The organism is Bacillus sp. N12A5, assembly GCF_026790125.1.
GTDB lineage: Bacteria > Bacillota > Bacilli > Bacillales > Bacillaceae > Bacillus.
In genome coordinates this window covers 161,659-185,330 of sequence record NZ_JALAMR010000005.1, presented here as the reverse complement: position 1 = coordinate 185,330, position 23,672 = coordinate 161,659, and the positions used below count along the sequence as shown (strand labels likewise).

Here is a 23,672-nt window from a genome sequence, read left to right as displayed (position 1 = left end):
TTTATGTTTGTCCGCCGATAGATAATTGTTATTCATAACTGATGGACATGCGCATAAACTTGTACAAACCACCACAAGGACGTGAGCAAACATGCGCATTTTCAAAAAAACAGTCTTCATGGTCATGATTTCATTTCTATTTGCAAATGTAAATGTGAACACAGCACATGCGGCTATAGATGTTAGTGCAAAAAGCGCAATCGTGATCGACGGAGCGTCAGGCAGAGTGTTATTTGCCAAGGATGAGCATGAAAAAAGGCGGATTGCAAGCATCACAAAAATTATGACCGCCGTCCTCGCCATCGAATCCGGCAAAATGGATCAAACGGTGACGGTTTCGGCAAATGCTGTCAGAACAGAAGGCTCCGCCATTTATTTAACAGAAGGGCAAAAAGTAAAATTAAAAGATCTTGTGTATGGCCTGATGCTGAGATCAGGAAACGACGCTGCTGTTGCAATTGCCGAGCATGTCGGGGGCAGCCTTGATGGATTTGTTTATATGATGAATCAAAAAGCCGAGCAGCTTGGCATGGAGAATACCCGTTTTCAAAACCCGCACGGATTGGACGACCATGAAAATCATTATTCAACAGCCTATGACATGGCCATCTTAACCAAATATGCTATGAAGCTAAAAGACTATCAAAAAATTTCCGGCACAAAAATGTACAAAGCAGAAACGATGGAAAGCGTCTGGAAAAACAAAAATAAACTGCTGACCATGCTTTATCCATACAGCACAGGAGGAAAAACAGGCTATACAAAACTTGCGAAACGGACACTGGTCTCAACAGCCTCCAAGGACGGCATTGACCTGATAGCCGTCACCATAAATGACCCTGACGATTGGGATGATCATATGAAAATGTTTAACTATGTATTTGATCATTATCAAACCTATTTGGTCGCGAAAAAAGGGGACATTCCAAAGCTGAAAGGGACTTTTTATGAATCGAAGGCATTTATCAAACGAGACATCACCTATTTGCTAACCGAAAAGGAAAAAGAAGATGTCAAAATTAAAACCACGCTGCTTAAGCCGAAAAAAGCATGGGAAAAAGATGCCTCGAAAATTCCTGACATCGTTGGGCACATGACGATCATGTTTAACGAGGAAACCATCGCAAAAGTGCCGATCTATTATGAAAACGAACGACATCAAAAACCGAAAAAACATTTTTTTGAAACGTTTCAATCCATCTTTTTTCATGCGGCTGGCGGGGCAAAATGGTCAATATAATTTGGGTCTGCTTAACTGTGATCGGACTTGTTTTTGCGATGTGCAACGGAACACTGCAAGATGTAAATGAAGCCGTGTTTAAGGGGGCGAAGGAAGCCGTTACAATCTCATTTGGGTTGATGAGCGTGCTTGTTTTCTGGCTTGGTTTAATGAAAATAGCCGAGCAGTCAGGGCTTTTGGATATTTTCAGCCGGATGTGCAGGCCTTTTATATCTAAACTGTTTCCTGATATACCGCCGGATCACCCGGCGATGGGCTATATTTTATCTAATCTTATGGCGAATTTCTTCGGCCTCGGAAATGCAGCAACTCCGCTTGGCATTAAAGCAATGGAACAAATGAAAAAGCTGAATGGAAACCGATCGGAAGCAAGCCGGTCGATGATTACTTTTTTAGCTGTCAATACTTCCTGCATCACGCTCATTCCGACAACAGTGATTGCTGTTCGAATGGCCTATTCCTCCAAAACGCCGACAGATATCGTAGGACCAAGTATTTTGGCGACTCTCATTTCTGGAATCGGCGCCATTATCATAGACCGGTATTTTTATTACCGCCGCAAAAAGAAGGGAAGGTGAGCGGATGGAAATCATCAATTGGCTGTCTTTAGCCATGATTCCGATCATTATTGCCGGCATTCTTCTTTATGGAACAATCAAAAAGGTTCCCACATATGAATCGTTTGTCGAAGGCGGAAAAGAAGGGATAGAAATCGCCTTTTCGATCATCCCCTATTTAGTCGGAATGCTTGTCGCCATTACTGTTTTCAGATCATCTGGCGCGCTTGATTTTATAATGGACCTTTTAAAACCGGTTTTCTCTGCTATCGGCATCCCGGCTGAGGTGGTGCCGCTTGCGCTGATCCGCCCGATCTCCGGTACGGCCGCACTCGGCATGACGACAGATTTAATTGCAGTATATGGGCCGGATTCCTTTATCGGCAGGCTGGCTTCCGTCATGCAGGGATCAACAGATACCACGCTTTACGTGCTGACTGTGTATTTCGGAGCTGTCGGCATTAAAAAAATGGGTGATGCATTAAAGGTGGGACTTCTTGCTGATTTAATCGGCGTAGTTGCATCGATCATCATTGTTACGTTATTATTTGGAAGCGCCTGAAAATGGCGTTTTTTTAGATTTGAGATAGGGAATTTGAAAAAGCTTGTTTGTTAAGAGTGAAAAAAGTAAGATTATACTTGAGGTGAAAGACATGGAAAGACTGCAAAAAGTAATTGCTCATGCCGGAGTTGCATCTCGCAGAAAGGCAGAAGAGCTGATAAAAGAAGGAAAAGTAAAGGTGAACGGCAAAGTAGTAACAGAGCTTGGTGTTAAGGTCACCGGTTCTGATCAGATTGAGGTAAACGGGTTAAAGGTTGAACGCGAAGAGCCGGTTTACTTTCTCTTATATAAACCAAGAGGCGTTATTTCTGCAGCCCAAGATGACAAAGGGCGCAAAGTCGTGACGGACTTTTTTAAAGAAGTCCCGCAGCGCATTTACCCGATTGGGCGTCTGGATTATGATACGAGCGGTCTTTTGCTTTTAACCAATGACGGTGAGTTTGCCAATAAGCTGATGCACCCGAAGTATGAAATCAACAAAACATACGTGGCGAAGGTAAAAGGCATCCCGTCTAAAGAGCTGCTCCGAAAGCTGGAACGCGGAATTATGCTGGAAGAAGGCAAAACAGCGCCAGCTAAAGCGAAACTGCTGTCGTTGGATAAGAAAAAGCAAACAAGCATTATTCAGCTGACCATCCATGAAGGACGCAACAGACAGGTGCGCCGCATGTTCGAAGCGATCGGGCATGAGGTAATCAAGCTGAAGCGTGAAGAATACGCGTTCTTAAATCTGAGAGGCCTGCATACGGGAGATGCCAGAGAGCTTACGCCGCATGAAGTAAAAAGACTCAGAGCGCTGGCGGATCACGGTAAAAACGCTTTCTAAATTTCACATAACCTTCAAAAAGTAAGAAATGTGAAATGAACGTACAATGATATAATTGAATGGATCTGCAATAGGGGGAAGGGGGCAGTGGACAATGAAGAAAAAAAGGCGTTTATTCATTCGGACCGGCATCCTTCTCGTTTTAATCTGCGCACTTGGCTATACCATTTACAACGCTGTATTTGCCGGCAAAGAAAGTATATCCGAAGGGTCCGAGGCACCGAATTTTGTCCTTGAAGATACGAATGGGGAACGTATCAAGCTGAGTGACTTAAAAGGAAAAGGTGTTTTTTTGAATTTCTGGGGTACATGGTGTGAACCGTGCAAGAAAGAATTTCCTTATATGGCAAACCAATATAAGCATTTTAAAGACCAAGGCGTTGAAGTTGTCGCGGTCAATGTTGGGGAGTCAAAGATAGCAGTACATAATTTTATGAAATCTTACGGAGTCAATTTCCCGGTTGTTCTGGATACAGATCGTCAAGTGCTTGATGCCTATGACGTATCTCCGCTTCCGACAACCTTTTTGATTAATCCGGAAGGAAAAGTTGTCAAGGTGGTGACCGGCACTATGACAGAAAGCATGATCCATGATTATATGAATCTGATAAAACCCGGAGAGACTTCGGAATGAAGCAAGTCAAATGTGAATGCGGACATGTAAACCCGGTCGGAACCGTTCTATGTGAGTCGTGCGGAAGAGCTCTCCAGGAAACTCAGCCTCCGCTTGCTGATATGAGATATGACGGAAGCGCTAGGCGTTCACAAACCTATAACAAAACAATCATCGATAAAATTTGGAATTTCTTTTCTTCGGTTAAGGTGGGAATATGGCTGATTGTCATAACCCTCGCCGCATCAGCATTCGGCACCATTTTCCCCCAGGAAGCCTATTTGCCTCCGGGCGCACAGGCTGATACCTATTATAAAGAGCAGTACGGCACATTCGGCCAGCTCTATTATTTACTCGGGTTCCATCACTTATATGGCTCTTGGTGGTATTTGCTGCTCATTGCCTCGATCGGCATTTCACTTGTGATTTGCAGCCTCGATCGAGTCATTCCGTTGTACAGAGCGTTAAAAAACCAAGGTGTCAGAAGGAGTCCTGCTTTTTTAAGAAGGCAGCGCTTGTATAGTGAAACGAATACCGTGCTAGACGAGGGAGCAAAAGAGAAGATTGTTGGCCTCTTAAAGAAAAAGCATTATAGAATCAGAGAAAAAGAGGGCAGCATTCTTGCCGAAAAAGGGCGTTTTTCCCGCTGGGGCCCGTATGTCAACCACATTGGATTAATTATCTTTCTGTTCGGTGCGATGCTGAGATTTGTGCCTGGGATGTACGTCGATGAAACGCTTTGGGTCAGAGAAGGCGAAACCGCAGCAATTCCGGGAACAGACGGAAAATATTATTTGAAAAACAATCAATTCAGTGTAGAGACCTATAACAGCAAAACGGAAAAAAAGGTATTCGCAGATGCCATTGACAGAGTCGGGGACGGAAGAGTGGCAAAAAACTTTCAAACCGATGCCGTCCTCTACAAGAGAGAAGGAAAAATTGTTTATGGCGAGAAACCGAAGCTGAAAAAAGTAACAGAAGAGGACATCCGTGTCAATCAGCCGCTGCGTTTCGATTCTTTTTCCGTTTACCAGGTGGATTATAAAGAGAATCAGCTTGATCAAATGGTGTTTCAGCTGATAGACAAAAAAACACAAAAATCCTTTGGGAGCTTAAAGATCAACCTCTTGGATCCAGATTCGGTTTATGATCTTGGCAACGGTTACAAAGTGGAAATCGCCAGCTACCTTCCAGACTTCTATTTTAATCAGGACGGAGAGCCGAGCACAAAAACAAAGATCCCTAACAATCCGGCTTTTGTTTTTAATATCATAACGCCGGACAAACCGAAGGGTGAAAAAAGCTTTGTCGCCATCCAAGAAACAATCGAAGGATCAGACAGCAATAAATATAAGCTGAAATTTGACCATGTCGAAACGAAAAACATTACCGGACTTACTGTCAGAAAGGATCTGACACTTTGGGTGCTTGCCGTCGGCGGAGCCATTTTTATGATCGGTGTCATTCAAGGCATGTACTGGCAGCACCGAAGAATCTGGCTTCATCCACAGGACGGGGCAGTCATGGTGGCTGGGCATACCAATAAAAACTGGTATGGCCTTAAGAAGGATTTAGCTTTTGTGCTGGCTGATTCCGGACTGACTGAACCGGCGGACCAAAAAGAATTAATCAAAACACAGAAATAGGCGAAAAGGGAGTGATGTCATGGCAGAGCTGAGCGGAAATTTTCTTTATGCGGCCTTTCTTGTGTATTTAATCGCTGTCCCGATTTTCGGCGGGGCCATACGCGGAAACAAAGGTGAAAAGGGCAAGCCAAATCAATGGGCGAACATAGGAATCACTCTTTCTATTATCGGTTTTCTCTGTCACCTGGGATATTTCATCACAAGGTGGGCTGCCAGCGGCCATGCGCCGGTCAGCAATATGTTTGAATTCACCACTGCCTTTGGCATGATGCTAGTTTTGGCGTTTATTATTCTATATTTTATCTATAAATTGCCTTCATTAGGCCTGTTTACGCTGTCAATCGCGTTATTGCTGATTGCTTACGCCAGCATGTTTCCGACGGATATCTCACCCTTAATTCCGTCACTGCAGAGCAATTGGCTGTATATTCACGTAACAACGGCCGCGCTTGGGCAGGCTATACTTGCCATCAGCTTTGTCGCAGGCGTCATCTTTCTGTTGAAGCATGTAGACCAGACAAAATCAAGCAAAAAAACCTTTTGGCTTGAAGCGATTATGTTTATTCTGGTCACAACCGTCGCCTTTATTGCCATCACATCAGCATTTCGTATTTCAGGCTATGAAGCGGAGTTTAACTGGGTGGATAAAAATAAAGAAAAAAGCGTGATGGTGTACGAAATGCCTGCGCTTGTCGGCCCGCATCAAGGAGAGCTTTTGACCGAGGGGAGAATGGAGCCGCTTGTTGAGCTTCCTGCTCTTTTCTCAGGCAGAAAGGTGAATACTGTCATTTGGTCATTTGGAGCGGGACTTGTTTTGTACGGCGCGCTTCGCCTGATCATCAGAAAAAGAATCAGCGCTCTGCTGCACCCGCTGGTAAAAAACGTAAACCTCGATCTGGTGGATGAGGTTGGGTACAGGGCTGTATCAATCGGATTTCCGATCTTTACGCTCGGTGCGCTGATCTTTGCGATGATTTGGGCTCAGCTCGCGTGGACGAGATTTTGGGGCTGGGACCCGAAGGAAGTATGGGCGCTGATCACGTTTTTGTTCTATGCCGCTTACTTGCATTTAAGACTGTCAAGAGGCTGGCACGGTGAGAAGTCAGCATGGCTGGCCGTAATCGGTTTTGCTATTATTATGTTTAATTTAATATTCGTAAATCTGGTGCTTGCCGGACTTCATTCTTATGCATAGCCCTTAGGAAGCGACACAGTTCTCAAACTTTCTCACGATTTGATAAAATGAGAGTAACAGAAGGAAAGCAGGGGGAAAACGATGGACCAAACGAACAAAACCAAAATATTAGTAGTTGATGACGAAGCCAGAATTCGCCGCCTTTTAAGAATGTATCTTGAACGTGAAAACTATGTCATAGACGAAGCTGAAAACGGTGATGAAGCCATTGCCAAAGGGCTTGAAACGAATTATGACTTAATTTTACTTGACCTGATGATGCCGGGGACAGACGGAATTGAAGTGTGCCGGCAAGTTCGGGAAAAAAAAGCGACACCAATTATTATGCTGACCGCAAAAGGAGAAGAAGCAAACCGCGTGCAGGGATTTGAAGCGGGAACAGATGATTATATCGTCAAGCCGTTCAGCCCGAGAGAAGTCGTGCTGCGTGTAAAGGCCCTTTTGAGAAGAGCATCCCAAACCTCTTATTTCAATGCCAATACACCGACGAAAAATGTGCTCGTGTTTTCACATCTGTCCATTGACCATGATGCTCACCGCGTAACGGCTGACGGGACAGAAGTAAGCCTGACGCCAAAAGAGTATGAGCTTCTCTATTTCTTAGCGAAAACGCCTGACAAAGTGTATGATCGGGAAAAGCTTCTGAAGGAAGTGTGGCAATATGAATTTTTTGGTGATTTGCGGACAGTAGACACTCACGTCAAACGTCTGAGAGAGAAGCTGAACAAGGTATCTCCGGAAGCTGCGAAAAAAATTGTCACCGTATGGGGTGTAGGCTATAAATTTGAGGTCGGCGCTGAATGAAATTTTGGAAAAGCGTAGTAGGCAAGCTGTGGTTTACGATCCTTTCACTTGTTTTAATCGTATTATTCATTTTGACGGTTCTTTTACTGGAGTTTATTGAAAATTACCATGTCGAAGAAGCAGAGAATGATTTAACACAGCTTGCGAATAAAGTTGCTGTCATCTTGGAAAATCACGAGGACCAGGCACTGGCAAGGTCAATCACTTGGGAACTTGCTGATAACTTAACAAGCATTGCCATCATTCAGGATGAGAAAAAACACTGGTATTCTCCGAATGATAAAAATCGCCTGTCGTCCATTACGGTTGAGCAAATACAGCAAGATAAAGACTTAAATAAAGCTCTCCAAGACCATAAAAAAGTAAGCAAACGAACGGGTCTGAGCGATACAGATTCGGATAATGAACGACTGATTGTAGGTGTCCCGTATGAAAAAGACGGAAAGAAAGGCATGGTCTTTTTATCCCAGTCTTTGCTTGCCGTTAAAGATACGACAAAACATACGACCCGCTATATTTTTCTTGCCGCGGGGATTGCGATTGTATTGACCACATTTTTCGCTTTCTTTTTATCAAGCAGGGTCACGTATCCGCTTCGAAAAATGAGAGAAGGTGCCCAGGACTTGGCAAAGGGCAAGTTCGATACAAAAATCCCGATTTTAACCCAGGATGAAATCGGTGAACTGGCAACTGCTTTTAATCAAATGGGCCGGCAGCTTAACTTTCATATTAATGCACTCAATCAAGAAAAAGAACAGCTTTCTAACATTTTGAGCAGTATGGCTGACGGGGTTATTACCATTAATATTGACGGTACGATTCTTGTGACAAACCCGCCGGCTGAACGGTTCCTTCAGGCTTGGTATTATGAGCAGAACATGAATATCAAAGAAGGCGATAACCTTCCGCCTGAAGCAAAAGAGCTGTTCCAAAATGCTGTCAGCACTGAAAAAGAACAAATGATTGAGATGACGCTGCAAGGCAGATCATGGGTGCTTTTGATGTCACCGCTTTATGCGGAATCGCATGTCAGAGGAGCTGTTGCTGTGCTTCGCGATATGACTGAAGAACGCCGCCTTGATAAGCTGCGTGAGGACTTTATCGCAAATGTCAGCCATGAGTTAAGAACACCGATCTCCATGCTTCAGGGATATAGTGAAGCGATTGTCGATGACATTGCAAGCTCCGAAGAAGACCGGAAAGAAATTGCCCAAATCATTTATGACGAATCGCTCCGAATGGGCCGGCTAGTCAATGATCTGCTTGATTTAGCCCGAATGGAATCGGGCCATACAGGCTTGCATTATGAAAAAATCAATGTTAATGAATTTTTAGAGAAGATCATCCGGAAATTTTCCGGTGTTGCGAAAGAAAAAAATATTGCATTGCATCAAGACATTTCTCTTACAGAAGAGGAATTTATGTTTGATGAAGACAAAATGGAGCAGGTATTTACCAATTTGATTGATAATGCGCTGCGGCATACTGCATCCGGCGGCAGTGTTTCCATTGCAGTCCATTCTGTGAAGGATGGATTGAAAATTGATATCAAAGATTCTGGATCCGGTATACCGGAAGAAGATCTGCCGTTTATCTTTGAGCGGTTCTATAAGGCAGACAAAGCGCGGACAAGAGGCAGAGCAGGGACCGGGCTTGGGCTGGCTATTGTTAAAAATATCGTGGAAGCCCATAATGGGTCGATTACGGTGCACAGCCGAATAGATAAAGGAACGACTTTTACATTTTATATTCCGACAAAATCATAAAATCGAGTCTGAATTTGCCGAAGAATCTTGTTCCATAAGAAACACCCGCTAATCGAGCGGGTGTTTTTTTAAACTCTCATATTAATAAAATTTAAGGATATGTTAATATAAATTCCCTTCCAAATTCCAGTTTCTCGTAATATAGTTGTAATGTAACTTTTCAAGCTATTCATACGACAAAAAAGTGAACGGAGGGGTTTCAAATGGAAGAAACCTTTCAATTATTATATGATACGTATCATCAAGATTTGTACCAATTTTTATTTTATATGGTAAAGGATAAAAGCCAGGCAGAGGATCTTCTTCAGGAGGTTTATATCCGGGTATTAAATTCTTACCATACGTTTGAAGGAAGAAGCAGTGAAAAAACATGGCTTTTGTCGATCGCACGCCATGTTGCGATCGACTGGTTCCGTAAACAGCAGACGATCAGACAGCGTATTCTCGGCACATTTGATTGGGATACACAGGATGTCAGAGATCAGCAATTGCTTCCGGATGAACTCGCGGTTCAACATGAGAATGTCAGGGAAATTTATGCTGCGCTTGATCAATGTACGATTGATCAAAGAGCTGTGATTATCTTGCGGTTTATTCAGGGATATTCAATACAGGAAACAGCCAAGGCTCTGCGCTTCTCGGAAAGCAAAGTAAAAACGACCCAACATAGAGGGCTCAAAGTACTTCGGAAACATATGGAGCTTTTGAGGGAGGAGCTAATGGATGATGAAGTCAGATTGGAACGAAGAACAGATAAAGGAGTTGTTAAGTCAACTTCCGGCAGTTAAAGACTATCGTTCGCCTCAGGATATTTACAGACGGCTAGCGATGGAAAAAAGCAACAAAAAGCCCGCTGTTAGGTGGATTGGCCCCGCATGTGCCACTGCAATTGCGGTTTATATCGCCTTCATTATTTCTCCTCAATTCTTTGATCAGGCACAGCCTCAACAAAAAGAAGCGTCCCAAGAGAACGCTGTTGCGAAAACTGAGACAGCAGACAGCCCAAAAGCTGCATCAGCCCTGGATCAGACATCGTATGTTGTTCCTGAAAAGGAACAGAACCATTACATTACTGTAGCGATTGCTGATGCCGAAACATCCGCAATTATCCCCGTCAGCATCAAAAAAACAAATGCAGACCAAACGATCCAGGACATGCTGTCTGTAAGTAGTGAATTAGATATCTTGGATAATGCCATTACGATTCCATCCTTCATAGATGAACTAGAGATAAAGGAAAAACCAAAGCAGAAGGAATTAAGTATACAGGTCCATCAGCCAGTTACGGCTTTTTCTTTAAAAGATGATACACTGTTAAAAAAATTGCTGAAAGAATCCTTAAAATGGAGCCCATATGAAAAAATAAAATTTTTATCGGAGCAAAATGACAGTGGCGTTCGTATTGGTTCATATGGCACTTTTACGGAAATTTCGATTCCCAAACAGTCAAGAAGAGCTTACTACTTGTACAAAAATGAACAAGGGAACTTTCTCATTCCGTCAGAAAAAACATTTGATACGGTCAAAGAAGCGATTAAAGAAATGGAATCGAGCAATCAGGAACATACAACACCTCTTATTCAAGCAGGGACTGTCCATTCTGTAACGAAGAAACAAAAGCACTTATATGTCCGCTTCTCAAAGGAATCAGAAGTTGAGGATTCTATTGCCAGTATTTTAATGATTGAGGGTCTTCTGTTAACAGCAAAAGAGTTTGGCTTCACAGAAGTGACTTTTACCGAAACCAGAACAAAAAAAATAGGCAGATATGACGTATCAGATGCTATTCCGGTACCGGCTGCTCCAAATCCGATTTTCTTAAACTAAAATGGGTCCTTTGAGGCTCTTTTTTAGTTTGTTTTCATATAATTAAAATTTTCAAAAAAAAGTTGAGCGTGTATAATAAAACAAGGTAACGATTGAAAGGATTTGAGATGAGTGAGCGTGTTAACAATCAAAGGAGTTTCCATCGGTGAAGGGATGCCGAAAATCATCGTTCCGCTAATGGGAAAGACGGAAAAACAAATTCTGAATGAAGCAGAGGCAGTAAAATTACTGAATCCTGATATTGTGGAGTGGCGAGTCGACGTATTTGAAAAAGCTAATGACAGAGAAGCCGTCACACAGTTGATTTCTAAACTGCGGAAATCATTAGCGGACAAGCTGTTTCTATTTACATTCAGAACCCATAAAGAAGGCGGGAGCATGGAAATAGACGAAAGCACCTATCTTGCTTTGCTGAAAGCGGCAGTCCAAACAAAAGACATTGATCTTATTGACATTGAATTATTTTCAGGAGATGCAAATGTGAAAGCGTTAGTATCCTTAGCGGAAGAGAACAATGTCTATGTGGTGGTGTCAAATCATGATTTTGAGAAAACGCCTTCGAAAGGTGAGATTCTTTCGAGACTTCGGAAAATGCAGGATTTAGGGGCGCATATTCCAAAAATAGCTGTTATGCCGAAGAATACAGGTGATCTCATAACGCTGCTTGATGCGACGTATACAATGAAAACAAAATATGCAGACCGTCCAATCATTACAATGTCAATGGCTGCAACAGGGCTGATCAGCAGGCTGAGTGGTGAGGTTTTTGGATCAGCTTGTACTTTTGGCGCGGGAGAAGAGGCGTCAGCACCTGGTCAAATACCAGTTTCGGAGCTGAGGAGTGTATTAGACATTTTGCACAAAAACACACGAGAATAAAATAAAAAACTCAAGCTGCTATAGCTTGAGTTTTTTGATTTATGGAAGATCAATGAGTTTTACAGACACAATATCAGGAACTTCTGTTAGTTCCTTCACAATTTTGTCTTCAAGATGTCTGTCAAAGGAAAGCATCATGATGGCTTCTCCGCCTTTTTCTTTACGGCCAACCTGCATAGTTGCAATGTTAATATCGTTATCTCCGAGTATGCGTCCGACTCGGCCGATGACACCTGTTGTGTCCTGATGCTGGATATATACAAGGTGACCCGTCGGGTAAAAATCAATATTAAATCCGTTGATCTCGACAATACGCTCTCCGAAGTGAGGAATATACGTAGCCGTTACAGTAAAGGTGCTGCGGTCTCCTGTCACTTTTACGCTGATGCAGTTATCGTACCCAGATTCAGAAGAGGAAATTTTTTCACTGAAGCTGATGCCGCGTTCTTTTGCGACACCTCCAGCATTGACTTCGTTAACAGTTGAGTCAACGCGCGGTTTTAAAAAGCCTGACAGAAGGGCTTTTGTAATGAACGATGTTTCAAGCTTAGCAATTGTGCCTTCATATTGAATGGCAACATCCTGTACCGGCTCTTTCATGCATTGGGATACGAGGCTGCCAATTTTACCTGCGATTTGATGGTAAGGCTTGATCTTAGCGAATTCATCTTTTGTCATGGCAGGCAGGTTGATGGCTGACATCACAGGAAGACCTTTTGCGAACTGCAGTACTTCTTCTGACACTTGAGCCGCAACATTCAGCTGCGCTTCTTTAGTTGATGCTCCTAAGTGAGGCGTGGCAATGACTAATGGGTGATCAACGAGTTTATTGTCAACTGGCGGTTCAACTTCAAACACGTCAAGGGCCGCTCCGGCAACATGCCCGTTTTCCAAAGCTTCGAGAAGTGCTGCTTCATCGATAATACCGCCTCGCGCACAGTTAATTAAGCGAACACCTTTTTTCGTTTTTGCAATCGTTTCTTTATTTAACAAGCCTTTTGTTTCTTTTGTTAAAGGTGTGTGAACGGTAATGATATCCGCGCTTTTAAGCACTTCCTCAAATGTCCGGCTGTTCACGCCGATTTTTTTCGCTCTTTCTTCAGTTAAGAATGGATCAAAAACATGAACAGTCATACCGAATGCTCTTGCACGCTGCGCAATTTCGCTTCCGATTCGGCCTAATCCTACAATCCCAAGCGTTTTTCCATAAAGCTCTGAACCAACGTAAGCTGTGCGGTTCCACTCTCTGGATTTCACTGAGATATTAGCCTGAGGTATATGTCTCATTAAAGAAGAGATCATCGCAAATGTATGCTCAGCTGTCGAAATGGTGTTGCCGTTTGGAGCGTTAATCACGATGACCCCGTGTTTAGTCGCCTCGTCAATATCGATATTGTCTACACCGACACCGGCTCTTCCGACGATTTTTAAGGAAGTCATTTTGTTGAAAAGGTCTTCTGTTACTTTTGTCGCGCTTCGCACCAAAAGAGCATCAAAAGTATGTAATTCATCCTCTGCATCTGCTACGTTTTTTTGAACGATTTCAATAAAGTCTGATTCAATAAGTGGCTGTAAGCCGTCGTTGCTCATTTTGTCTGAGACCAATACTCGAAACATCGTTAGATTTCCTCCTAAAATGTCAAACTAAATATCTGATAATTTAACATATTCTCAATAGAGTGTCAATGTGTATTGCCGCAGTAAAGGATAAAAGGAAGGCTTGTCAATCAATATTCATATAGCTTTCAACGATTATATATAATTTGAAGCAATTCCCTATACAGTCAACCAGTTATCGTTTATAATGAAACTAAATTCATATGATCAATCTTCGGGGCAGGGTGAAATTCCCTACCGGCGGTGATGAGCCGATGGCTCTAAGCCCGCGAGCTGTTTTTCAGCAGGATTCGGTGAGATTCCGGAGCCGACAGTATAGTCTGGATGGGAGAAGATGGAGGTTCATAAGCGTTTTGAAATTGGATTTTCAAACGTTTCTTTGCCTAGCCTAATTTTCGAAACCCCGCTTTCATACATGAAGCGGTTTTTTTATTGGCAGGAAAAGAACCTTTCCGTTTTCGAGTAAGATGTGATCGAAAAGGAGAGAGTGCAGTGAAGGTAAAAAAGTTAGTTGTGATTAGTATGTTGAGCAGCATTGCATTTGTTTTGATGCTGTTAAATTTCCCGTTTCCGGGTCTTCCGGATTATTTAAAAATTGATTTTAGCGATGTGCCAGCTATCATTGCCATTCTCATTTACGGACCATTGGCGGGTATTGCTGTAGAAGCGATAAAAAACGTTCTTCAATATATCATACAGGGAAGCATGGCGGGAGTTCCTGTTGGGCAAATTGCCAATTTTATAGCAGGGACACTCTTTATATTGCCGACTGCTTTCTTATTTAAAAAGCTGAACTCAGCAAAGGGCTTGGCTGTCAGTCTGCTTTTGGGAACTGCAGCGATGACCATTTTGATGAGCATTTTAAATTATGTTCTGATTCTGCCGGCTTACACATGGTTTTTACATTCACCGGCATTATCCGACAGCGCGCTGAAAACAGCGGTCGTTGCTGGTATCCTGCCGTTTAATATCATAAAAGGGATTGTGATTACGATTGTATTCACACTTATTTTCATCAAGCTTAAGCCATGGATTGAACAGCAGCGAAGCGCGCATATCCATTAAATAAAAAAGCTCCCGCAGGGGAGCTTTTTTGTTGCTTCTATTCAAATTTAAGCGGGTCGCCTTCAAATGGCTCATCCGCCACTTTGATGGAATCAGTAGGGCATCCTTCAAATGCATCAATCATATCTTCTTCCAGTACCTCAGGAACTTCGACAACGCCTTTGTTTTCATCAAGCGTTACGAACGCGATGCCTTCATCATCGTAATCGTAAATGTCTGGTGCAGCAGCTCCGCAAGCGCCGCATGCAATACATGTATCTTTGTCTACGATTGTGTACTTTGCCATGAATAAAACCTCCCAGATTGTTCTTGGTGGAACAAATGGATCAATCTTTATATTTAATCAATTTAACACCTATTCCTCTTACTTATTGTAATGATGTTGCTGCCACATTTCAACAGAAAAATGATTGAGAATGCTTATCACATAAGGGGTTATCTACATAACATCCCCCTTAATGATGACTTTAAACGTCGATTTCTGTTTAAAATCTGTTAAAATAAAAGGAGCAAATCAACGATTTTTGTCAGGAAGAATGTGGGTGGATAGGTTGTCATTAAATTACTTCGATATTATGGTTCTCGATTGCCTTTGCAAAATAAACGGAGAACGGTCAGGAAGTGCTGTTTTTCACCTATTCAAAGGCAAAAGATCGTCACAAACCATTCAAGATGCCGGCTTATTTCAGACGGCAAAATACTTTGGGATGGTTCAGCAATGTTCGAGAAGCGATATTTCAGCGTCACTCACCAAGCTTGAACAGCATTCATATGTCGAACCAATGTCTGAAACAGATACATACAAGGTGACAGCCAGCGGCGAAACTGCATTGAGACATGCTCTCAGTGAACGCCCCTGGCCGGCTCACTGCCACGGCGCTTATTACCAGCAGGCTGCCGGCGTACTTTGGAAAAGGCTTTCGCTGCTTGTGCAGGTCTTATCTCATAAACAGCGAGGGAGCAGGCAGTATATCCCTGTCACCAAGGATTATAAGACACTTCACTGGGTAAAGAAATACCTGTCCCGGCATACGGATCATATAGAGATGGCAAACAGCCTTTTTGCCATGCTGGAGGAGAATTTGCATAAGATTGATGACAAAGCAGCGCAAATTTTTGTCTACTCCTTAACCTCGCATGATAGGATCGGTTATACGAGCAGGCAGCTTGCTGACACGCTGAAAGAAGATGAATGGTATGTTTATGTCATGTTTTGGGCTTCCGTACATTATTTTATTCATTCTCTTTCGGAGTGTGAACATTCTCTGTTAAGGGACCTCCTATCTGATGTGCATTTAGAGAATGCCCTGACAGAGTCAACGAGGAAAACATGGCAGATGGTGAAACAAGGGATCCCGATACAGCGAATTGCCGAAATCAGAAAGCTGAAAACAGCAACCATTGAAGACCATATTGTCGAGATTTCTCTCCATGAGCCTGCGTTTATGATTGATGACTATGTATCAGCGGAAGACCAGCTTCGCATTGCTGCGTTTGCTAAACGAATGCGGACGAACAAAATCAAACAAATTCGCGATGGGCTGGAGCAGCGGTTCAGCTATTTTCAAATCAGACTGGCATTGACAAAGCAGGTGCAGCAATATGACTAAATTACAGCAAACGTTATATCAGTTTTTTGGTTTTACTTCATTTAAAAAGGGGCAGGAGGACATTATTAGCAGCATACTCAGCGGGAAGGATACCATTGCGATGCTTCCGACTGGCGGAGGGAAATCGCTTTGCTACCAGCTGCCTGGCTATATGCTTGACGGTATGGTATTAATCGTTTCTCCATTGCTTTCTTTAATGGAGGATCAGGTACAGCAGCTTAAAGCAAGGGGCGAAAAGCGTGCGGCCGCTTTGAACAGCATGCTTAGCTGGCAGGAAAGACAATTCGTGTTAGAGCACATTCATCGCTATAAATTTTTATACTTGTCTCCTGAGGCTTTGCAGTCCCCATATGTATTGGAAAAATTGAGAAACGTCCCGATCAGCCTATTCGTAATTGATGAAGCTCATTGTATATCTGAATGGGGGCACGATTTCAGGCCTGACTATTCAAAGCTCGGACAGCTGAGAAAACAACTTGGGCATCCGACGGTTCTGGCATTGACTGCTACAGCTACAAAGGATACGCTGCAGGATGTCATGAACCTGCTGGAGCTGCAGCATGCCGAACGGCATCTAAACTCAGTCAATCGCCCAAACATCGCGCTCAGGGTTGAAAATGCGGCGGATACTGCCGAAAAAATAGATAGGGTCATTCAGCTGGTTGAAAACCTGCAAGGTCCGGGAATTGTTTATTGTCCGACACGAAAATGGGCTGAGGAATTAGCGGGTGAAATCAAAAGCAAAACGAGCAGCAGAGCCGACTTTTACCATGGCGGTATGGAGTCTGGCGACAGGATTTTAATTCAGCAGCAGTTTATTCATAACCAGCTTGATGTAATATGTTGTACGAATGCGTTTGGAATGGGTGTCGATAAGCCTGATATTAGATATGTAATTCATTTTCATCTCCCGCAGACGGCTGAAGCTTTTATGCAGGAAATCGGCAGAGCGGGACGTGACGGAAAGCCGAGTGTCAGCATTTTACTGCGTGCGCCAGGGGATTTTGATTTGCAGGAGCAGATTATCCAGATGGAGAGTGTCACAACTGAAGAAATCGCCGATGTGATCCGTGTGCTGGAGCAGACGGAGGAGCGGGATGAAAGAAGGCTGCGTGACTTATTAATGGAGTATGGTATCGGAGAGACACAAGCACGTATGATGATTCATCTCTTTATGCAGGGGTTAACATCAATTGAATTAATGAAGCGGGAAATTTCATATCGCATGGAGCTGAAGCTGGAAAAAATGCGCCGCGTATCTTTTCTGCTTCAGCGTGACGGCTGTTTAAGGAAGTCACTGTTAGCCTATTTTGATGAATCATACGAGCCTGATGAGGGAAACCTCCCGTGCTGTTCACATTGCGGTTTTGATCTATCCTTGTATGAACATAAAGGAGAACGGAGTAAAATGGCGCCGTTAGACAGCTGGAGTTCGGAGTTACACCGGATATTCAGCTTGCAGACTGTAGGTGAGCTGAACTGAAACAGCAAAAGGATCTCATACAGCAAATGTCTGATCGTGATATGCTGAAGCAGTTATATTTGACGCAGCTTTTGATCATCATCGCTTCAGCAGTAACGGGCTTATTCTTTTTTGCGGACGTAAGAGACGTACTAAAGCTCTGGGATATTCACGATATGCGAATTATTTGGTATGGTATTTCTATTGCAGTTATTGTTATTTTAGCCGATATGGCCGTGATGAAATGGTGCCCGCCTCATTTATATGATGACGGCGGAATCAATAAAAAAATATTCAGTAAGAGGTCAATCCCTCATATTATATTTTTAACGCTTCTGATTGCTTTCGCGGAAGAAATGTTATTCAGAGGAGTGCTGCAGACTCATATCGGTCTATGGGCGGCCAGCATTGTATTTGCCGTTCTGCATTTTCGGTATTTGTCTAAATGGCTGTTATTTTTCATGGTGACAGCAATCAGCTTTTTGCTCGGTCTGATGTATGAATGGACCGGCAACTTATTCGTGCCGGTGACGGCGCATTTTATCATCGATGCCGTGTTTGCCTGTCAGATTCGTTTTGAACATGTGAGGAGGGATAAACATGACGAACATGTCGAGAGTAGAGAGAAGAAAAGCCCAGAATCTTTATGAAGATCAAAACGCCGCATTGGCGGATGATTATGTCGATGACGATGGAGAAAGCCTTCCGACAAGACAATCTGTAAAAAATAAAAGAGAACAGAAAAAAAAGCAAAGCAAAACAAAAACGCCATTATTCACAGTACTCGCTGTTTTATTTGTTTTTGTGCCGGTTATCGTTTTAGTCACCTTATTTTATCTAAAAAGCCATCCGGATAATCATGACGATTATGAGGATGTTTTTATCGACAGCAGTCAAAGCAAATACGAGATTGTACCAAAATCAGAGGATAAAAAAGACACCGCAGACACCAAAGAGACCGCACTGCAGCAAGAGTCAAAAAAAAAGTCTGAGAATACAAAGGCAAAAGAGCCGACAAAAACAACTGATAAGAAACAGCCTGCTGTAGCGGAAAAAGAAGACTCGACAAATAAGGAGGAAGCAACCACTGCGGCTGTTTCCTCTTCCCAACAAACAGCAGCACCGCAAGAACAGCAGCCGGCTGAACCAGTTCAAGCTGAGCCGAAACGCGTTGTCAAGCATACCGTCCAAAAGAAAGAAACGCTATACCGCATTTCTATGAAATATTATAAAAGCCGGTCGGGAGAAGAAAAAATTCGCGCATATAATCATCTGAATGGAAATGATGTTTACACCGGACAAGTTTTGGACATCCCCCTTGATGGATGAATAGGGCATTTTTTTTGTGTTCCGTTCATATATTGTAGCAATGAAAATGGACAAGGTGTGAAGCGTATGGAATCCTTATGGAATCAGCTGGATCAGTTTACAGACGCGCCGACCAAACAGATGCTCAAAGCGCTGGTGAAACGAAAACAAAAATTCGAAAATTATGCAGCACAATGCCGCAGATGGCGATGGACTTCGCTTATTTGCCTGGGCTTATTATGTCTGATGATCATGATCAAAAGCCCGGCGCCCCAACTCGTTCTTCAAGAAGTACTTAGCCATACCTTTTATTTATTTTGGCTGATGGCAACCGCTTTTGCATACTGCACTTCATATTATTTTAAGAAAAAGGAAGATAAAGCTGAGGGCGATTTCCATAAGCTGAGATGTGAAATTATTCAGAAAAGCACTGATCTGTGGCCGCAGCCGGAAAAAAGGAAGGCGAGAGAGTCTGTTTTTTACATGATGAAGCACAAATATGACATTAATCTGTATTTTGAAAGTAAATAAAATGGGGCGTTTTCTCAAACGATAGAAACGTCTTTTTTTATTGTCCGTCTTATTGATAAGTTCTAAAAAGAATGGAGAGTTTTTATGAAGCTATCAGTGAAAATTGCCGGTGTGATAACTGTGGCAGCAGCGGCAATGACGGCAAAAATGTACTCAGTGGCAAAAGGCAACCATCTGAAAACGCATACGTTTCATTTGCCAAAAATGAAGGGCAAGCCGCCCCTTACAATCTTTTTTATTTCGGACATTCATAAACGTCTCATTGATGAGACTCTTTTAGAAAAAGCACGAAGCCATGCCCCTCAATTGGTTATAATTGGTGGTGATTTAGCTGAGGGAGGAGTGCCCAGCACAAGAATCGAGGAAAACATCAAAAGGCTCACGGATTTTGGGGTTCCTGTCGTGTTTGTTTGGGGAAATAATGATTATGAAGTCAGACAGCATAAGCTGTATTCCATATTCAAAGCGTACGGCGTTATCAGCCTGAGGAATGAGTCAGTTCCGTTTTCGTACAATGGCCATACGATCGCGATAGCTGGAGTTGATGATATCAGGATGGAGATGGATCATTATGAGGAAGCCATCAAAGAACTCGATAACAGCCGGCTGAATATTCTGGTTTGTCATAACCCGGAGATCCACGAGCAAATCAACGAAGCTGACGGAATTGATGTGATATTCAGCGGACATACCCATGGCGGCCAGATCAGATTTGGAAAATTCGGCCCGTATGAACTCGGAAAAACAGGCATTGTGAAAAATGCGGCGTATTTGATCAGCAACGGATATGGCACCACAAAAGTGCCTCTTCGTTTAGGGGCTGAGCCGGAAACACATATTGTGACTCTATGTGCGCCAGAATAACTTTTCAAATGCGAAAACCCATAAAGGAATAAAAACTGCATTGTGCTTGTCTTACTAGTGAACTCAGTGTAAACTGATAACAATTAAGAACCTATGACTCATCATCTCATATAATGTGTTATATGATTTGTGTGCAAGTAGAGGCAGGAGGGAACGTTATGCGGCTTGAGCGTCTGAATTATAATAAGATCAAAATCTTTTTAACCCTCGATGATTTGACAGACCGGGGACTGACAAAAGAAGACCTCTGGAAGGACTCATTTAAAGTCCACCAGTTATTTAAAGATATGATGAATGAAGCTAATACAGAGCTCGGCTTTGAAGCGAATGGACCGATTGCAGTGGAAGTGTATTCTCTCCAAGCACAAGGGATGGTTGTGATCGTAACAAAGAATCAAGACACCGATTCAGAAGACGATGAGTATGATGATGATTACATCGAAATGCAAGTCAAGCTTGATGAAAGTGCAGACATCATTTATCAATTCCATTCCTTTGAAGATATCATTCAGCTTTCAGAAAGCTTACAGCGAATCGGTATCACAGGGGGAACTGTCTACCACTATGACGGACATTACTTTTTAAGCCTTGAAGACCTGGGCTCACATACGGCTGAGGGGATTGTGTCGGTTCTCGCTGAATACGGCAATCCGACAACTTTAACGATTTATCGCCTGCAAGAGTACGGCAAGCTTATTATGGACGGTAATGCCGTTGAAACGATACAGACTCATTTTTCATAAGAACGCATCGGAAAAAACTGCTGATTTTACAGCAGTTTTTTTCATTAAAAAACATGGAAAAACATAACGTTTATTCTATGCACAGGTGATATGAAGGTGTATACTATTCTCTGAAAGGGAGCATGTGAGAAACAGAAGATTCTAGGAGGTTAACTCAAATGGCAGCCGATCGAAACACCGGTCATACAGAAGAGGACAAACTTGATGTATTAAAATCAACTCAAACCGTAATACATAAGGCTCTGGAGAAATTAGGATATCCCGAAGAGGTATACGAACTGTTAAAGGAGCCGATGAGATTATTAACGGTAAAAATACCTGTTCGAATGGACGACGGTTCAGTAAAGATTTTTACAGGCTATCGTGCGCAGCACAATGACTCTGTCGGTCCGACGAAAGGCGGGATACGTTTTCACCCGAACGTAACAGAAAAAGAGGTGAAGGCGCTTTCTATTTGGATGAGTTTAAAATGCGGCATAATTGATCTTCCATATGGCGGTGGTAAAGGCGGAATTGTTTGTGATCCAAGGGATATGTCGTTTAGAGAGCTGGAGCGTCTGAGCAGAGGGTATGTCAGAGCAATCAGCCAAATTGTCGGCCCGACTAAAGACGTGCCGGCGCCGGATGTATTTACAAACTCACAAATCATGGCATGGATGATGGATGAGTATTCAAGAATTGATGAATTTAATTCGCCTGGATTTATTACAGGCAAGCCGCTTGTGCTTGGCGGATCTCATGGGAGAGAATCTGCGACTGCAAAAGGTGTAACCATCTGTATTAAAGAAGCGGCTAAGAAAAAAGGCATCGATATTAAAGGTGCGCGTGTCGTGGTCCAAGGCTTTGGAAATGCCGGAAGCTATTTGGCGAAATTTATGCACGATGCGGGAGCAAAGGTTGTCGGCATCTCAGATGCGTATGGCGGGCTTTATGATCCGGAGGGCCTTGATATCGATTATTTACTCGACCGACGTGACAGCTTCGGTACTGTAACAAAGCTTTTCAACGATACTATTACGAACCAAGAGCTGCTGGAGCTGGATTGTGATATCCTCGTTCCTGCTGCGATTGAAAATCAAATTACAGAAGAAAATGCCCATAATATCCGGGCTAAAATAGTCGTCGAAGCAGCAAACGGTCCAACAACACTTGAAGGAACAAAAATTCTTTCAGACCGGGACATTCTGCTTGTGCCAGACGTGCTGGCAAGTGCCGGCGGCGTAACGGTTTCTTATTTTGAATGGGTTCAGAATAACCAAGGCTTCTACTGGAGTGAAGAAGAGGTAGAAGAAAAATTAGAAAAAATGATGGTCAAATCATTTAACAATATTTATGAGATGGCTAATAACCGAAGAATTGACATGAGACTCGCCGCTTATATGGTCGGCGTACGCAAAATGGCTGAAGCTTCGCGTTTTAGAGGCTGGATATAAGTTGATGATTTGCATAAAAATAAAAAATCTCCTATGATAAAATAGGAGATTTTTTTTATTCGGAAATAGAAAAATATGAAGTGAAATGCCAATCGCAGGAGTTGACGGAAATGATTCAAGAAAAAGCAATTATTATAGGCGGAGGACCTTGTGGACTATCTGCTGCCATCCACCTAAAACAAATTGGCATTGATGCCCTCGTCATCGAAAAAGGCAATGTCGTTAACAGCATTTACAATTATCCGACGCATCAAACCTTTTTCAGCTCAAGTGAAAAGCTTGAAATCGGAGACGTAGCATTTATTACGGAAAACAGAAAGCCAGTCAGAATTCAGGCTTTGTCGTATTACCGGGAGGTCGTCAAACGGAAAAACATCCGTGTAAATGCGTTTGAAATGGTGCATAAAGTGACGAAGGCAGAAAACAATACATTCGTTATAGAGACATCAAAAGGGACTTATACGACGCCTTATTGCATTATTGCCACAGGCTATTATGATCATCCAAACTATATGAACGTACCCGGTGAGGATTTGCCGAAAGTATTCCATTATTTTAAAGAAGGCCATCCGTACTTTGATAAAGATGTCGTCGTCATCGGCGGGAAAAATTCAAGCGTAGATGCTGCACTCGAACTCGTGAAATCTGGAGCGCGAGTCACAGTTTTATACAGGGGCAATGAGTATTCGCCAAGCATTAAGCCATGGATTTTGCCGGAATTTGAATCGCTCGTCAGAAACGGAACAATCCGTATGGAATTTGGCGCTTGTGTCGAAAAAATCACCGAGGATGAGGTTGTCTTCCGCTCAGGCGAGAAGGAGCTCATCACCATTAAAAATGATTTTGTATTTGCCATGACAGGCTATCATCCTGACCATCAATTTCTTGAAAAAATAGGAGTTAAAATTGATAAAGCAACAGGGCGTCCGTTTTTCAATGAAGAAACGATGGAAACGAACGTTGAAGGTGTTTTTATCGCCGGGGTTATTGCGGCGGGGAACAATGCAAATGAGATATTTATTGAAAACGGCAGATTTCACGGGGGACATATCGCAGCGGAAATCGCAAAAAGAGAAAATCATTGAAGAAGGAGAGCATATGATGAATTCGTATGCTCTTTCTGT

At 42.8% G+C, this 23,672-nt stretch carries 24 protein-coding genes and 1 riboswitch; of the genes, 22 read left to right on the top strand and 2 right to left on the bottom strand.

All coding sequences use genetic code 11. The features are described 5' to 3' along the window. Positions 1-91 precede the first annotated feature (91 nt). From MOC09_RS06925 to aroD, 12 genes are all read left to right on the top strand, one after another. Entirely contained in the window at positions 92-1,240 is a 1,149-nt protein-coding gene (locus MOC09_RS06925) for a D-alanyl-D-alanine carboxypeptidase family protein (RefSeq protein WP_268359790.1), read from the top strand. Next, on the top strand, positions 1,228-1,818 hold the full coding sequence (gene spmA, locus MOC09_RS06920; protein WP_024715204.1) for a spore maturation protein SpmA: 591 nt from the start codon (positions 1,228-1,230) through the stop codon (positions 1,816-1,818). Before MOC09_RS06925 ends, spmA begins: the two co-directional genes overlap by 13 nt. Positions 1,819-1,822: 4 nt before the next feature. Then, a complete protein-coding gene (gene spmB, locus MOC09_RS06915) occupies positions 1,823-2,359 on the top strand; it encodes a spore maturation protein SpmB (RefSeq protein ID WP_003223896.1) in 537 nt (178 codons plus the stop codon). 91 nt (positions 2,360-2,450) lie between these two features. Then, positions 2,451-3,185: a 23S rRNA pseudouridine(2605) synthase RluB gene (rluB, locus tag MOC09_RS06910; protein ID WP_268359791.1), complete on the top strand. Its 735-nt coding sequence runs from the start codon at positions 2,451-2,453 to the stop codon at positions 3,183-3,185. Positions 3,186-3,279: 94 nt separating this feature from the next. After that, a complete protein-coding gene (gene resA / locus MOC09_RS06905; RefSeq protein ID WP_268359792.1) occupies positions 3,280-3,819 on the top strand; it encodes a thiol-disulfide oxidoreductase ResA in 540 nt (179 codons plus the stop codon). Next, entirely contained in the window at positions 3,816-5,444 is a 1,629-nt protein-coding gene (gene resB / locus MOC09_RS06900) for a cytochrome c biogenesis protein ResB (protein WP_268359793.1), read from the top strand. The genes resA and resB overlap by 4 nt, the downstream gene beginning before the upstream one ends. Positions 5,445-5,463: 19 nt before the next feature. Then, a complete protein-coding gene (resC, locus tag MOC09_RS06895; protein ID WP_268370003.1) occupies positions 5,464-6,639 on the top strand; it encodes a cytochrome c biogenesis protein ResC in 1,176 nt (391 codons plus the stop codon). 81 nt (positions 6,640-6,720) lie between these two features. Next, the gene (gene resD, locus MOC09_RS06890; protein ID WP_268370001.1) at positions 6,721-7,443 is read left to right on the top strand and encodes a DNA-binding response regulator ResD; all 723 of its coding nucleotides are present in this window, start codon (positions 6,721-6,723) and stop codon (positions 7,441-7,443) included. Further along, the gene (gene resE / locus MOC09_RS06885) at positions 7,440-9,209 is read left to right on the top strand and encodes a sensor histidine kinase ResE (RefSeq protein WP_268367083.1); all 1,770 of its coding nucleotides are present in this window, start codon (positions 7,440-7,442) and stop codon (positions 9,207-9,209) included. The genes resD and resE overlap by 4 nt, the downstream gene beginning before the upstream one ends. A 203-nt stretch (positions 9,210-9,412) precedes the next feature. Further along, positions 9,413-9,997 (top strand): RNA polymerase sigma factor SigX, encoded by a 585-nt coding sequence (gene sigX / locus MOC09_RS06880; protein WP_268362974.1) that lies wholly within the window; start codon positions 9,413-9,415, stop codon positions 9,995-9,997. Beyond that, complete coding sequence (locus tag MOC09_RS06875; protein WP_268369999.1) at positions 9,933-11,036, top strand: GerMN domain-containing protein; 1,104 nt, start codon at positions 9,933-9,935, stop codon at positions 11,034-11,036. Before sigX ends, MOC09_RS06875 begins: the two co-directional genes overlap by 65 nt. Before the next feature lie 111 nt (positions 11,037-11,147). Beyond that, positions 11,148-11,915 carry a type I 3-dehydroquinate dehydratase gene (gene aroD / locus MOC09_RS06870; RefSeq protein ID WP_268369997.1) on the top strand — a complete coding sequence of 256 codons (768 nt, stop codon included), beginning with the start codon at positions 11,148-11,150 and terminating at the stop codon, positions 11,913-11,915. A gap of 39 nt (positions 11,916-11,954) precedes the next feature. Here the strand turns inward: aroD and serA are convergent, their stop codons facing one another. Beyond that, on the bottom strand, positions 11,955-13,532 hold the full coding sequence (serA, locus tag MOC09_RS06865; RefSeq protein ID WP_268362978.1) for a phosphoglycerate dehydrogenase: 1,578 nt from the start codon (positions 13,530-13,532) through the stop codon (positions 11,955-11,957). Positions 13,533-13,738: 206 nt separating this feature from the next. Continuing rightward, positions 13,739-13,872: riboswitch (FMN riboswitch) on the top strand. A 152-nt stretch (positions 13,873-14,024) separates the two neighbouring features. On the opposite strand from serA, the gene fmnP reads away from it, so the two are divergent. Beyond that, on the top strand, positions 14,025-14,597 hold the full coding sequence (fmnP, locus tag MOC09_RS06860) for a riboflavin transporter FmnP (protein ID WP_268362979.1): 573 nt from the start codon (positions 14,025-14,027) through the stop codon (positions 14,595-14,597). 37 nt (positions 14,598-14,634) lie between these two features. Here fmnP and MOC09_RS06855 read toward each other — a convergent pair whose 3' ends face one another. Next, entirely contained in the window at positions 14,635-14,883 is a 249-nt protein-coding gene (locus MOC09_RS06855) for a ferredoxin (RefSeq protein ID WP_003225461.1), read from the bottom strand. Positions 14,884-15,148: 265 nt separating this feature from the next. On the opposite strand from MOC09_RS06855, the gene MOC09_RS06850 reads away from it, so the two are divergent. The 9 genes from MOC09_RS06850 (at position 15,149) to MOC09_RS06810 (ending at position 23,633) form a co-directional block, all read left to right on the top strand. Then, on the top strand, positions 15,149-16,207 hold the full coding sequence (locus MOC09_RS06850) for a helix-turn-helix domain-containing protein (RefSeq protein ID WP_268370057.1): 1,059 nt from the start codon (positions 15,149-15,151) through the stop codon (positions 16,205-16,207). Beyond that, a complete protein-coding gene (locus tag MOC09_RS06845; protein ID WP_268369995.1) occupies positions 16,200-17,690 on the top strand; it encodes a RecQ family ATP-dependent DNA helicase in 1,491 nt (496 codons plus the stop codon). Before MOC09_RS06850 ends, MOC09_RS06845 begins: the two co-directional genes overlap by 8 nt. 26 nt (positions 17,691-17,716) lie before the next feature. Next, on the top strand, positions 17,717-18,319 hold the full coding sequence (locus tag MOC09_RS06840) for a CPBP family intramembrane glutamic endopeptidase (protein WP_268369993.1): 603 nt from the start codon (positions 17,717-17,719) through the stop codon (positions 18,317-18,319). Then, positions 18,270-18,998: a LysM peptidoglycan-binding domain-containing protein gene (locus MOC09_RS06835; protein WP_268369991.1), complete on the top strand. Its 729-nt coding sequence runs from the start codon at positions 18,270-18,272 to the stop codon at positions 18,996-18,998. The genes MOC09_RS06840 and MOC09_RS06835 overlap by 50 nt, the downstream gene beginning before the upstream one ends. 66 nt (positions 18,999-19,064) lie before the next feature. Continuing rightward, complete coding sequence (locus MOC09_RS06830) at positions 19,065-19,508, top strand: YpbF family protein (protein WP_268369989.1); 444 nt, start codon at positions 19,065-19,067, stop codon at positions 19,506-19,508. 84 nt (positions 19,509-19,592) lie between these two features. Then, on the top strand, positions 19,593-20,372 hold the full coding sequence (locus MOC09_RS06825; RefSeq protein WP_268369988.1) for a metallophosphoesterase: 780 nt from the start codon (positions 19,593-19,595) through the stop codon (positions 20,370-20,372). Positions 20,373-20,530: 158 nt separating this feature from the next. After that, the gene (locus MOC09_RS06820; RefSeq protein WP_268359841.1) at positions 20,531-21,115 is read left to right on the top strand and encodes a genetic competence negative regulator; all 585 of its coding nucleotides are present in this window, start codon (positions 20,531-20,533) and stop codon (positions 21,113-21,115) included. A 158-nt stretch (positions 21,116-21,273) separates the two neighbouring features. After that, positions 21,274-22,548: an NAD-specific glutamate dehydrogenase gene (gene gudB / locus MOC09_RS06815; protein WP_268369987.1), complete on the top strand. Its 1,275-nt coding sequence runs from the start codon at positions 21,274-21,276 to the stop codon at positions 22,546-22,548. A 110-nt stretch (positions 22,549-22,658) separates the two neighbouring features. Beyond that, positions 22,659-23,633: a YpdA family putative bacillithiol disulfide reductase gene (locus MOC09_RS06810; RefSeq protein WP_268359844.1), complete on the top strand. Its 975-nt coding sequence runs from the start codon at positions 22,659-22,661 to the stop codon at positions 23,631-23,633. Positions 23,634-23,672 lie beyond the last annotated feature (39 nt).

What these genes read in the sequence shown, in the direction of transcription:
- MOC09_RS06925 (WP_268359790.1), top strand. Translation starts at nt 92, where the DNA reads ATGCGCATTTTCAAAAAAACAGTCTTCATGGTCATGATTTCATTTCTA.
- spmA (WP_024715204.1), top strand. Translation starts at nt 1,228, where the DNA reads ATGGTCAATATAATTTGGGTCTGCTTAACTGTGATCGGACTTGTTTTT.
- spmB (WP_003223896.1), top strand. Translation starts at nt 1,823, where the DNA reads ATGGAAATCATCAATTGGCTGTCTTTAGCCATGATTCCGATCATTATT.
- rluB (WP_268359791.1), top strand. Translation starts at nt 2,451, where the DNA reads ATGGAAAGACTGCAAAAAGTAATTGCTCATGCCGGAGTTGCATCTCGC.
- resA (WP_268359792.1), top strand. Translation starts at nt 3,280, where the DNA reads ATGAAGAAAAAAAGGCGTTTATTCATTCGGACCGGCATCCTTCTCGTT.
- resB (WP_268359793.1), top strand. Translation starts at nt 3,816, where the DNA reads ATGAAGCAAGTCAAATGTGAATGCGGACATGTAAACCCGGTCGGAACC.
- resC (WP_268370003.1), top strand. Translation starts at nt 5,464, where the DNA reads ATGGCAGAGCTGAGCGGAAATTTTCTTTATGCGGCCTTTCTTGTGTAT.
- resD (WP_268370001.1), top strand. Translation starts at nt 6,721, where the DNA reads ATGGACCAAACGAACAAAACCAAAATATTAGTAGTTGATGACGAAGCC.
- resE (WP_268367083.1), top strand. Translation starts at nt 7,440, where the DNA reads ATGAAATTTTGGAAAAGCGTAGTAGGCAAGCTGTGGTTTACGATCCTT.
- sigX (WP_268362974.1), top strand. Translation starts at nt 9,413, where the DNA reads ATGGAAGAAACCTTTCAATTATTATATGATACGTATCATCAAGATTTG.
- MOC09_RS06875 (WP_268369999.1), top strand. Translation starts at nt 9,933, where the DNA reads ATGATGAAGTCAGATTGGAACGAAGAACAGATAAAGGAGTTGTTAAGT.
- serA (WP_268362978.1), bottom strand. Translation starts at nt 13,532, where the DNA reads ATGTTTCGAGTATTGGTCTCAGACAAAATGAGCAACGACGGCTTACAG.
- MOC09_RS06855 (WP_003225461.1), bottom strand. Translation starts at nt 14,883, where the DNA reads ATGGCAAAGTACACAATCGTAGACAAAGATACATGTATTGCATGCGGC.
- MOC09_RS06845 (WP_268369995.1), top strand. Translation starts at nt 16,200, where the DNA reads ATGACTAAATTACAGCAAACGTTATATCAGTTTTTTGGTTTTACTTCA.
- MOC09_RS06840 (WP_268369993.1), top strand. Translation starts at nt 17,717, where the DNA reads ATGTCTGATCGTGATATGCTGAAGCAGTTATATTTGACGCAGCTTTTG.
- MOC09_RS06835 (WP_268369991.1), top strand. Translation starts at nt 18,270, where the DNA reads ATGACGAACATGTCGAGAGTAGAGAGAAGAAAAGCCCAGAATCTTTAT.
- MOC09_RS06830 (WP_268369989.1), top strand. Translation starts at nt 19,065, where the DNA reads ATGGAATCCTTATGGAATCAGCTGGATCAGTTTACAGACGCGCCGACC.
- MOC09_RS06825 (WP_268369988.1), top strand. Translation starts at nt 19,593, where the DNA reads ATGAAGCTATCAGTGAAAATTGCCGGTGTGATAACTGTGGCAGCAGCG.
- MOC09_RS06820 (WP_268359841.1), top strand. Translation starts at nt 20,531, where the DNA reads ATGCGGCTTGAGCGTCTGAATTATAATAAGATCAAAATCTTTTTAACC.
- gudB (WP_268369987.1), top strand. Translation starts at nt 21,274, where the DNA reads ATGGCAGCCGATCGAAACACCGGTCATACAGAAGAGGACAAACTTGAT.
- MOC09_RS06810 (WP_268359844.1), top strand. Translation starts at nt 22,659, where the DNA reads ATGATTCAAGAAAAAGCAATTATTATAGGCGGAGGACCTTGTGGACTA.